Here is a 10,135-nt window from a genome sequence, read left to right as displayed (position 1 = left end):
CGCAGCGCCGATGGTACTGCAGGGGGGACCCTGTGGGAGAGTAGGACACCGCCGGACATTCTTTGAATGGCCACCCCCTGTGCTCAATAGCGAGCACAGGTGGGTGGCCATTATTCGTTAACAGCGGATCGGGCGCGGCCCGGCAGTACGGTTGAGTCGACGAGACTCCCATTCGACAGGAACATCGTGAGCGATTCGAACAAGGACCGAGACGGCCAGGAGCGACCCCAGCGGAGCGGCGGCTCGTCGGGTCAGCGAGGATCCGGTTCGACTGCCGGCCGCAAGCCGTATGGCGACCGGGACGCGAAGCGCCCGTATGGCAGCAGCGGTGATCGCAAGCCGTACGGTGACCGGGACAAGAAGCGTTCGTACGGCGATCGGGATGCGACGCGTTCGCACGGCGGCAGCGGTGATCGCAAGCCGTACGGTGACCGGGACGCGAAGCGCCCGTACGGTGGTCGCGATGAACGGAAGCCCTATGGCGACCGCGACCAGAAGCGTCCGTACGGTGGTCATGATGATCGCAAGCCGTACGGCGACCGCGACCAGAAGCGTTCGTACGGCGACCGCGACGCGACCCGTTCGCACGGCAGCAGCGGCGACCGCAAGCCCTACGGCGACCGCAAGCCCTACGGCGACCGCAAGCCCTACGGTGACCGCGACCAGAGGCGGTCCTACGGCGATCGCGACGCGAAGCGCCCGTACGGTGCCCGGGATGACCGCAAGCCGTATGCCGACCGCGACCAGAAGCGTTCGTACGGCGACCGCGACGCGACCCGCTCGCACGGCAGCAGCGGCGACCGCAAGCCGTACGGCGATCGCGATGCGAAGCGCCCGTACGGCGGCCGGGATGACCGGAAGCCGTATGGTGACCGCGACCAGAGGCGTTCCTACGGCGATCGCGACGCGAAGCGCCCGTACGGCGGCCGGGATGACCGGAAGCCCTATGGCGACCGCGACCAGAAGCGCCCGTACGGCACGCCCGGTTCCGGCCACGCCGGCGGGCGGCACGACGGCGATCGCCGTGGGGCACCGACCGAGGCGTCGCACGAGCGGCACGGCGCGGCCGACCTTCCGGTGCGTCCGCGGCACGACGATCCGTTCCTGCCTGCGGAGATCGAAGCCCGCCAGCTCGACAAGGTGGCCCGCGCCGAGCTCAAGACCCTGAGCAAGGAGAACGCGGACTGGGTCGCACGGCATCTCGTCGCGGCATCCGAGTACCTCGATGACGACCCCGAGCTCGCGCACCAGCACGCGATGTCGGCTGCCCGCCGGGCGGGGCGCATCGCGGTGGTGCGCGAGACCCTTGCGATCACGGCATATGCGACGGGCGACTTCTCGCTCGCACTTCGCGAGTTGCGCACCTACCGTCGCATCTCCGGCAACAACGACCAGCTTCCGTTGATGGTCGACAGCGAGCGCGGCGTCGGTCGTCCCGATCGCGCCCTCGAGGTCGGTCGCGCGGTGGACCGCAACGAACTGCCGGTGGCCGTGCAGGTCGGCTTGGCGATCGCGATGTCCGGTGCGCGGCTCGACCTCGGCCAGCCGGAGCTCGCGCTCGCGGAGCTCGAGATCCCGCAACTCGACCCCGATCGCGCCTTCTCGTACAGCCCCGCGCTCTTCTCCGCCTACGCCGAGGTGCTCGAAGAGCTCGGACGCGACGGCGACGCCTCCCGATGGCGTGTGCTCGCCGCGCGCGCCGAAGCCGCGTTGGCGGGTCCGGCCGAGGCCGAGCTCATCGAGATCTTCGAGCTCGAGTCCGACGAGCCCGCCGACGCCGAAATCGATGACCAGGCGTTCGAGGCCGACGTCGAGATCGGGAACGAGGAGCACGTCGCGGACGGCGACGCCGCGATCGATGAGCTCGTCGAGTCGTCGGAGGACACGGCGTCGGGCGACCCCGGAGACGTGCTCGAGGACGACGTCCGAGCGGTGCTCGCCGAAGGCGACGCTCTCGACGGCGAAGACGCGACCGAGGACTCCGCCGATGGCGCTGTTCCGAGCGAGGACTGAGCCCACGACACCGCTCGACGGCGTCGACGCGGTGTTCGCCGATCTCGACGGCGTCGTCTATGCGGGCGCCGGCGCGATTCCGCATGCGGTCGAGAGCCTCAACCTCGCGAAGCGTTCGCGAGCGGTCGGGTACATCACGAACAACGCGTCGCGCAGCGACGCCTCCGTCGCGGGCCACCTCACCGACCTCGGCCTCGAAGCGGCGCCGAACGATGTCGTCACGTCGCCCCAGGCGGCCATGCGACTCCTCGAGGGCCACGTCGCGCCGGGCGCACTCGTGTTCGTCGTCGGCGGCGAGGGCATCGAGGTCGAGTTGCGCAAGCGCGGCTATCGGGTGACGCGGTCGGCCGACGACGGCCCCGATGCCCTCGTGCAGGGGTTCACCCCCGAGATCGGCTGGAAGGACCTCGCCGAGGCCGCGTTCGCCCTGCATGCCGACGACCCGGGCATCGACGGCGCGGATGCCTCGCGCGGAGGCATCCCGTGGATCGCGACGAACATGGACTGGACCATACCCGTCGCCCGCGGCATCGCCCCCGGCAACGGCACCCTCGTCTCGGCCGTGCACACGGCGGTCGGACGACTGCCCCTCGTCGCCGGCAAGCCCGAGACGCCGATCTTCGACGAGGCGCGCCGGCGGTTCGACGCCGCGAACCCGCTGGTGGTCGGCGATCGACTCGACACCGACATCCTCGGGGCGAACCGGGCCGGGATGGCGAGTGCGATCGTGCTCACGGGCATCGACCGGGCGAAGCAGCTGCTCGCCGCCGATGCGGCCAGCCGACCCGACTTCATCCTCTCCGACCTGCGGGGACTTCACGAGCCCTATCCGACGGTCGAGCGCTTGCGGGGCGACGTGGTGCGGGTCGGCGCGGCTCGCGTGCGCCTCGCCGGCAACCGCGTCGAGATCGTCGCCGAGGGCGACGGCGGCCTCGACCTCCTGCGCGCGGCGTGCGCGACGATCTGGGAGTCGGGCATCGGCATCCACGTGCTCGACGTCCCGGCGCGCCTCTACGCGTGATCGACCGCGTGTCGTGCGCGCGAGGTAGCGTGGTCGGGTGAGCATCGACCACGAGCACGACCCGAGCGACTCCTCCGACGAGGTGGCCGAGGGCACCAGGGCCGCCCTGGCCGACATCGAGGGGCTCCCGATCGAGGAGCGCGCGCCGGGTTACGAGGCGCTGGCCGCGCGCCTCCGCGAGGAACTCGAGCAGTCCGACCCGTCGGGCGCACCTCGGTCGTCATGAGCCACGAGCGTCTCGATGCCGCCCTCGCGGCGCGCGGTCTCGTGCGTTCGCGCACGCAGGCGGCCGCACTCATCGCCGAAGGGCGGGTGTCGGTCGACGGTCGCCCCGTCGTGAAGGCGTCGTTCAAGGTCGGGCCGGACGCGCAGCTCTCGGTCGAGGCATCCGACCACTACGTCAGCCGTGCCGCGCACAAGCTGGTCGCCGCGCTCGACGGCTTCGCCGTCGACCCGGCGGGCCGCGTCGCGCTCGACGCTGGCGCGTCGACCGGCGGCTTCACCCAAGTGCTGCTCGAACGCGGTGCGCGCACCGTGCTCGCCGTCGACGTCGGCCACGGCCAGCTCGCGCCGGAGCTGCACGGCGCGCCCGGTCTGGTGCTCGTCGAGGGCTGCAACGTTCGCGGGCTCACGCCCGAATCGCTCGCGGCGGCGACGGGCGTCGACGAGCGTCCCGCCCTCGTGACCGCCGACCTCTCGTTCATCTCGTTGACGACCGTGCTGCCCGCACTGCGCGCGACCGCGACGGCCGACGCAGACCTCGTGCTCCTCGTGAAGCCGCAGTTCGAGGTCGGCCGCGGGGGAGTACGTGAGGGGATCGTCCACGATCCGGCACTGCGCTCGGAGGCGGTCATGAACGTGCTGTGGGCCGCGCACGACCTCGATCTCGGCACCGTCGGCGTCCTGTCCTCCCCAATCGCCGGCTCGCACGGAAACCGCGAGTTCCTCGTCCGCCTTCGGGCGACGGGCGGTGCGAATCCGACAGAATGGTCGGGTCGGGTCGACGCGCTGACGAGAGGAGAGCACGGGTGAACGACGCACGCCACTTCCTCGTGGTCTCGCACACGGGCCGGCAGTCCGCGCTCGAGGCGACGGGGGCGGTCTGCACGCAGCTGCTCGCCGCGGGCGCCGTGCCGGTGATCGCCGCCGAGCACTGGGAGGACGTGCACGCCTTCGTGCCCGAGCTCGACGGCGGCGTCGTGCGCTTCGAAGACACCGATCCCGCAAGCATCGAGCTCGTGATCGTGCTCGGCGGCGACGGTACGATCCTTCGCGCGGCCGAGCTCATCCGCGACCACCCCGTGCCGCTGCTCGGCGTCAACCTCGGTCACGTCGGGTTCCTCGCCGAGAGCGAGCGCGACGACCTCGGCTACACCGTCTCCCGGGCGCTCGCGCGCGACTACGTCGTGGAGGAGCGCATGACCCTGTCCGTGCGGGCGAAGGTCGGCTCCGAGGTCGTGTACGAGAGCTGGGCGCTCAATGAGGCGACCGTCGAGAAGGCCGAGCGCGAGCGCATGCTCGAGGTCGTGATCGAGGTCGATCGCCGGCCGCTCTCGTCGTTCGGCTGCGACGGCGTCGTCATGTCGACGCCGACGGGTTCGACCGCCTATTCGTTCTCGGCGGGTGGGCCGGTCGTGTGGCCGAGTCTCGAGGCCCTGCTGCTCGTGCCGCTCAGCGCGCACGCGCTGTTCGCCCGCCCGCTCGTGGTCGGTCCCGAGTCGTCCCTCGCGGTCGAGATCCTGCAGCGCACCGAGACCGCGGCCGTCATCTGGTGCGACGGGCGGCGCACATTCGACCTGCCGCCCGGGGCCAGGGTGATCGTGCGCCGCTCGGACACCCCGGTGCGGCTGGCACGGCTCCATGAGGCGCCGTTCACCGACCGGCTCGTGAACAAGTTCCAGTTGCCGGTGACGGGGTGGCGCGGGCCGGCGGGCCGCGAATGAGCACGAGAGGCCGGGATCCGATGAGGGAGGGCGCGAGTTGATCGAGGAGCTCGGCATCCGCGACCTCGGCGTCATCGCCGAGGCGACGCTGCCGCTCGGGGCCGGGTTCACGGCGGTCACGGGTGAGACGGGCGCAGGCAAGACGATGGTCGTGACCGCGCTCGGGCTGCTGCTCGGTGCTCGCTCCGACGCCGGAGCCGTGCGGTCCGGCGCGAAGCAGGCCTGGGTCGAGGGACGATGGATCGTGCCCCAAGAGGGAGCCATCGCCGACCGCGTCGCCGAGACCGGCGGCGAGGTCGAGGCCGGCGAGCTGCTGCTCGGACGTTCGGTCTCGTCCGAGGGGCGCAGCCGCGCCGTCGTCGGCGGTCGGAGCGCTCCGGTCGGGGTGCTCTCCGAACTCGGTGACGAGCTCGTGGTGGTGCACGGGCAGGCCGACCAGCAGCGGCTGCGCTCGGCCTCGGCCCAGCGCGACGCACTCGACCGCTTCGCCGGCGCGCCGCTCGCCGAATCGCTCGAGGCGTACCGCGACGTGTTCGACCGCTGGAGGGCCGACGCCGCCGAACTCGCGCGCCTGCGCGACGAGCACGACGCCCGCGCGCGGGAGGCCGAGGCGCTGCGAGCCGACCTCGACGAGGTCGAGGCCGTCGATCCGCAGCCCGGTGAGGACGCCGAACTCCACGAGCGTGCCGAACGGCTCTCGAACCTCGAAGAGCTCCGCCTCGCCGCCGCCCAGGCGAAGGCGCTCGTCTCGGGCGACGAGGTCGTCGACGACGCTCCAGACGCGGTGACGCTCATCGAGGCCGCACGACGGCACCTCGAGCGGGTCGCCGAGCACGACGCGGCGCTCGCACCGATCGCGGAGTCGCTTGCGAACGCCGGCTTCCTCCTGGCCGACGCGGGCACCGAGCTCGCCGGCTACCTCACCGGGCTCGACACCGATGGCGCCCGCGAGCTCGAGCTCGTGCAGGAGCGCCGGGCGGTGCTCGCCGGCCTCATCCGCCGCCACGGCGATCTCGACGGCGTGCTCGCGTTCCGGCGCGACGGCGGGCTGCGACTCGTCGAGCTCGACGGCGACGACGAACGCATCGCCGAGCTCGACATCGCCGTCGCCGAGCTCGCGGCCGAGGTCGATCGACTCGCCACCCGCATCACCGAGCAGCGCACCGAGGCGGCCGCGCGGCTCGCCGAGGCCGTGACGCACGAACTCGCGGCCCTGGCCATGCCCGACGCGGTGCTGAGCGTCAGCGTGGAGCCGAGCGCCGAGCCGACGACGCACGGGCGCGACCATGTCGCCATCCTGCTGCGGCCGCATCCCGGTGCCGAGCCCCGCTCGGTCTCGCGCGGCGCGTCCGGCGGCGAGCTCTCGCGGGTCATGCTCGCGATCGAGGTCGTGATCGCCGGCACCGACCCCGTGCCCACGTTCGTCTTCGACGAGGTCGACGCGGGTGTCGGCGGCGCCGCGGCCATCGAGATCGGGCGTCGCCTCGCCCGCCTCGCCGAACGCTCGCAGGTCATCGTCGTCACCCACCTCGCCCAGGTCGCCGCGTTCGCGACGAACCACCTGAGCGTCGTCAAGGGCACCGACGGCGCGGTCACCGCGTCGAGCGTACGACAGCTGCAGGGCGCCGAGCGCGAAGCCGAGATGGCGCGGCTGCTCTCGGGGCTCGCCGATTCCGAGAGCGGGCTCGCGCACGCGCGGGAGTTGCTCGAGATCGCCTCCGAACGGGCGGCCTGAGATCACCGGCCGCAGGGCCGAACCGACCGGGGCCGATCGGCCCCGCACGACGAAGGGGGAGCGCGTGGGGCATGTCGCGGCAAGCGATCGGGAACGTGGGTTAGAATACAAGCCCGTGGTGGATGAACGCGGAAGAGCGCAGAGCGCAGACAATAACGACACGACCAAGCACATCTTCGTGACCGGTGGTGTCGTTTCTTCGTTGGGCAAGGGACTCACCGCCGCGAGCCTCGGCAACCTGCTGACGGCGCGCGGCCTCCGGGTGGTCATGCAGAAGCTCGACCCCTATCTCAACGTCGACCCCGGCACGATGAATCCGTTCCAGCACGGCGAGGTCTTCGTGACCGACGACGGCGCTGAGACCGACCTCGACATCGGCCACTACGAGCGCTTCCTCGACATCGACCTGTCGCAGGCGGCGAACGTCACGACCGGCCAGATCTATTCGACGGTCATCGCGAAGGAGCGTCGCGGCGAGTACCTCGGAGACACGGTGCAGGTGATCCCGCACATCACCGACGAGATCAAGCGCCGCATGCGCCTGCAGGCGACCGAGAGCCCGAAGCCCGACGTCATCATCACGGAGATCGGCGGCACGGTCGGCGACATCGAGTCGCAGCCGTTCATCGAGTCCGCGCGCCAGGTGCGTCACGAGCTCGGCCGCAAGAACGTGTTCTTCGTGCACGTCTCGCTCGTGCCGTTCATGGGCGCCTCGGGCGAGCAGAAGACGAAGCCGACCCAGCACTCGGTCGCAGCGCTGCGCTCGATCGGCATCCAGCCCGACGCGCTCGTGCTCCGCAGCGACCGCCCCGTCACCGAGTCGAACAAGCGCAAGATCGCGCTCATGTGCGACGTCGACGAGGCCGCCGTGGTGAACGCGGTCGACGTGCCCTCGATCTACGACATCCCGACGATGCTGCACGAGCAGGGCCTCGACTCGTACCTCATCGACGCGCTCGGTCTCGGCGAGAAGGCCGACGCCGTCGACTGGTCGGGCTGGAGCGACCTGCTTCGCGTCGTCCACGACCCCAAGCACGAGGTGAGGATCGGCCTGGTCGGCAAGTACATCGACCTGCCTGACGCGTACCTCTCGGTGACCGAGGCGCTCCGCGCAGGCGGTTTCGCGAACGACGCGAAGGTCAACATCGAGTGGATCCCGTCCGACGAGTGCCAGACGCCCGAGGGGGCGCAGAAGCACCTCGCCCATCTCGACGGCATCTGCGTGCCCGGCGGGTTCGGCGTGCGCGGCATCGAGGGCAAGCTCGGTGCGTTGCACTTCGCGCGCGACAACGGCATTCCCGTGCTCGGCCTGTGCCTCGGCCTGCAGTGCATGGTCATCGAGTACGCGCGCAACGTCGCGGGACTGCCAGGTGCGTCGTCGAGCGAGTTCGACCCCGACACCGAGTTCCCGGTCATCGCGACGATGGAGGAGCAGGTCGAGATCATCTCGGGCGGCGACCTCGGCGGCACGATGCGACTCGGCCTCTACCCGGCGAAGCTCGGCGAGGGCACGATCGCGGCCGAGCTGTACGGCTCGACCGATGTCAGCGAGCGCCACCGGCACCGCTACGAGGTCAACAACGCGTACCGCGATCGCATCGCCGAGGCGGGCCTCGTGTTCTCCGGGCTCTCGCCCGACCGCAACCTCGTCGAGTACGTCGAGCTTCCGCGCGACGTGCACCCGTTCTACGTCGGCACGCAGGCGCACCCCGAACTGCGCAGCCGCCCGAACGACGCTCACCCGCTGTTCCGCGGCCTCGTCGGCGCAGCGCTCGAGCGTCAGCAGGCGAGCCGCCTCTTCGACGTCAACAATGGCTGAAGCTGCTGACGCGGCCGTCGGCGGGTCGTTCGATCGACTCGCCGACGACCCCGTCGAACTCGCGATCATCGAGAGCGAGGAGGTCTTCGCCGGTCGGGTCTGGAGCATCCGGCGCGAGACCTTCGAGCTCGGCGGCGCGCCGATCGTGCGCGAGTTCATGGACCACACGGGCGCCGTCGGCGTGCTCGCGCTCGATGAGCACGACCGTGCGCTGCTCATCAAGCAGTACCGCCACCCGGTGCGCATGCGCGACTGGGAGATCCCGGCGGGCCTCCTCGACGTCGCGGGCGAAGACCCGCTCGCAGCCGCGCAGCGCGAGCTCGCCGAAGAGGCCGAGCTCGAAGCATCCGAGTGGGCGGTGCTGGCCGACTTCGCGACCTCTCCCGGGGGCAGCGACGAGGTCATCCGCGTCTACCTCGCGCGCGGTCTGCGCGCGAGGCCCGAGGCGTTCGACCGCGAAGACGAAGAGGCCGAGCTCGAGACGCGGTGGGTGCCGCTCGACGAGTGCGTCGACGCGGTGCTCGAGCGGCGCGTGCACAACGGCCCTCTGGCGATCGCGGTGCTCGCCGCGCACGCGGTGCGCGGCCGCGGGTGGCGCGGCCTCGGCGAGGCGGATGCCCCGTGGCCGAGTCGCACCGCACCGGTACGGGGCGCGTCGGCACCGTGACGACCGCCGCGCGGGTCGACGGGTACCTGCGGCATCTCGCCGTGGAGCGCGGCCTGTCGCGCAACACGACGGCGTCGTACCGGCGCGACCTCGCGATCTACGCCGGTTGGCTCGCCGACCGCGGCCCGGGCGACCTCGACCGGGTCACCGAACGCGACCTGTCCGACTTCGTGCGCTTCCTCGGCGCCGAGCGCGATCCCGTGCTCGCGACCTCCTCCGTCGCACGAGTGCTGTCCGCCGTGCGCGGGCTGCACCGGTTCCTCGCCGAGGAGGGCGAGCTCGCCTCCGACGTGTCGCGCGAGCTGCGCCCCCCGAAGCTCCCGGCCCGGCTCCCCAAGGCGATCCCTGTCGAAGACGTCGAGGCGCTCATCGCCGCCGCGGGCGGTGACGAGCCGGCGCAACTGCGCGACGCCGCCCTGCTCGAACTCCTCTACGCGACCGGCGCCCGCGTGACCGAGGCGATCTCGCTCAACGTCGACGACCTCATCGACGACGAGGTCGTCCGCCTGTTCGGCAAGGGCGGCAAGCAGCGGGTCGTGCCGCTCGGCAGCTACGCCAGGCGGGCGATCGGCGCCTACCTGGTGCGCGCCCGGCCGGTCTTCTCGGCGCGCGGGCAGGCGACTCCGGCCCTGTTCCTCGGTGTGCGCGGCCGGCGGCTCTCGCGCCAGGCGGCGTGGGACGTCATCCGCGCAGCGGCAGAACGGGCGGGGATCGAGGCATCCGTCTCACCGCACACCCTTCGCCACTCGTTCGCGACCCACCTGCTCGAGGGCGGGGCCGACGTGCGGGTCGTGCAGGAGCTGCTCGGGCACTCGTCGGTCGCGACCACGCAGATCTACACGCTCGTCACAGCCGATACACTCCGGGAGATGTACGCGGCAGCACACCCACGTGCTCGCTAGAATCGACCAAGCCCAGATCCGAACAGGGCCGACAG

General features: G+C 71.5%; 9 protein-coding genes. All 9 read left to right on the top strand.

Annotation, left to right across the window (positions count from 1 at the left end):
- Positions 1–186: 186 nt before the first annotated feature.
- Positions 187–2,013, top strand: coding sequence for a primosomal protein (locus PX701_RS18355; protein ID WP_275507117.1), 1,827 nt, complete (start codon positions 187–189; stop codon positions 2,011–2,013).
- Positions 1,988–3,034 (top strand): HAD-IIA family hydrolase, encoded by a 1,047-nt coding sequence (locus tag PX701_RS18350; RefSeq protein ID WP_275507116.1) that lies wholly within the window; start codon positions 1,988–1,990, stop codon positions 3,032–3,034. The genes PX701_RS18355 and PX701_RS18350 overlap by 26 nt, the downstream gene beginning before the upstream one ends.
- A 37-nt stretch (positions 3,035–3,071) precedes the next feature.
- Complete coding sequence (locus PX701_RS18345) at positions 3,072–3,260, top strand: hypothetical protein (RefSeq protein ID WP_275507115.1); 189 nt, start codon at positions 3,072–3,074, stop codon at positions 3,258–3,260.
- A complete protein-coding gene (locus PX701_RS18340; RefSeq protein ID WP_275507114.1) occupies positions 3,257–4,066 on the top strand; it encodes a TlyA family RNA methyltransferase in 810 nt (269 codons plus the stop codon). The genes PX701_RS18345 and PX701_RS18340 overlap by 4 nt, the downstream gene beginning before the upstream one ends.
- A complete protein-coding gene (locus PX701_RS18335; RefSeq protein ID WP_376930086.1) occupies positions 4,021–4,977 on the top strand; it encodes an NAD kinase in 957 nt (318 codons plus the stop codon). Before PX701_RS18340 ends, PX701_RS18335 begins: the two co-directional genes overlap by 46 nt.
- 37 nt (positions 4,978–5,014) lie before the next feature.
- Positions 5,015–6,712 (top strand): DNA repair protein RecN, encoded by a 1,698-nt coding sequence (gene recN, locus PX701_RS18330; RefSeq protein ID WP_275507112.1) that lies wholly within the window; start codon positions 5,015–5,017, stop codon positions 6,710–6,712.
- A gap of 118 nt (positions 6,713–6,830) precedes the next feature.
- Positions 6,831–8,531, top strand: a complete 1,701-nt coding sequence (locus PX701_RS18325; RefSeq protein WP_231431264.1) for a CTP synthase — start codon at positions 6,831–6,833, stop codon at positions 8,529–8,531.
- The gene (locus PX701_RS18320; protein ID WP_275507111.1) at positions 8,524–9,198 is read left to right on the top strand and encodes an NUDIX domain-containing protein; all 675 of its coding nucleotides are present in this window, start codon (positions 8,524–8,526) and stop codon (positions 9,196–9,198) included. Before PX701_RS18325 ends, PX701_RS18320 begins: the two co-directional genes overlap by 8 nt.
- On the top strand, positions 9,153–10,100 hold the full coding sequence (gene xerD / locus PX701_RS18315; protein ID WP_420831090.1) for a site-specific tyrosine recombinase XerD: 948 nt from the start codon (positions 9,153–9,155) through the stop codon (positions 10,098–10,100). The genes PX701_RS18320 and xerD overlap by 46 nt, the downstream gene beginning before the upstream one ends.
- The last annotated feature ends 35 nt before the right edge of the window (positions 10,101–10,135 follow it).

It is taken from the genome of Agromyces chromiiresistens (assembly GCF_029167465.1).
Lineage (GTDB): Bacteria > Actinomycetota > Actinomycetes > Actinomycetales > Microbacteriaceae > Agromyces > Agromyces chromiiresistens.
Note: the sequence above shows the minus strand (reverse complement) of the source record. Positions and strands in the feature narration are given on the sequence as shown.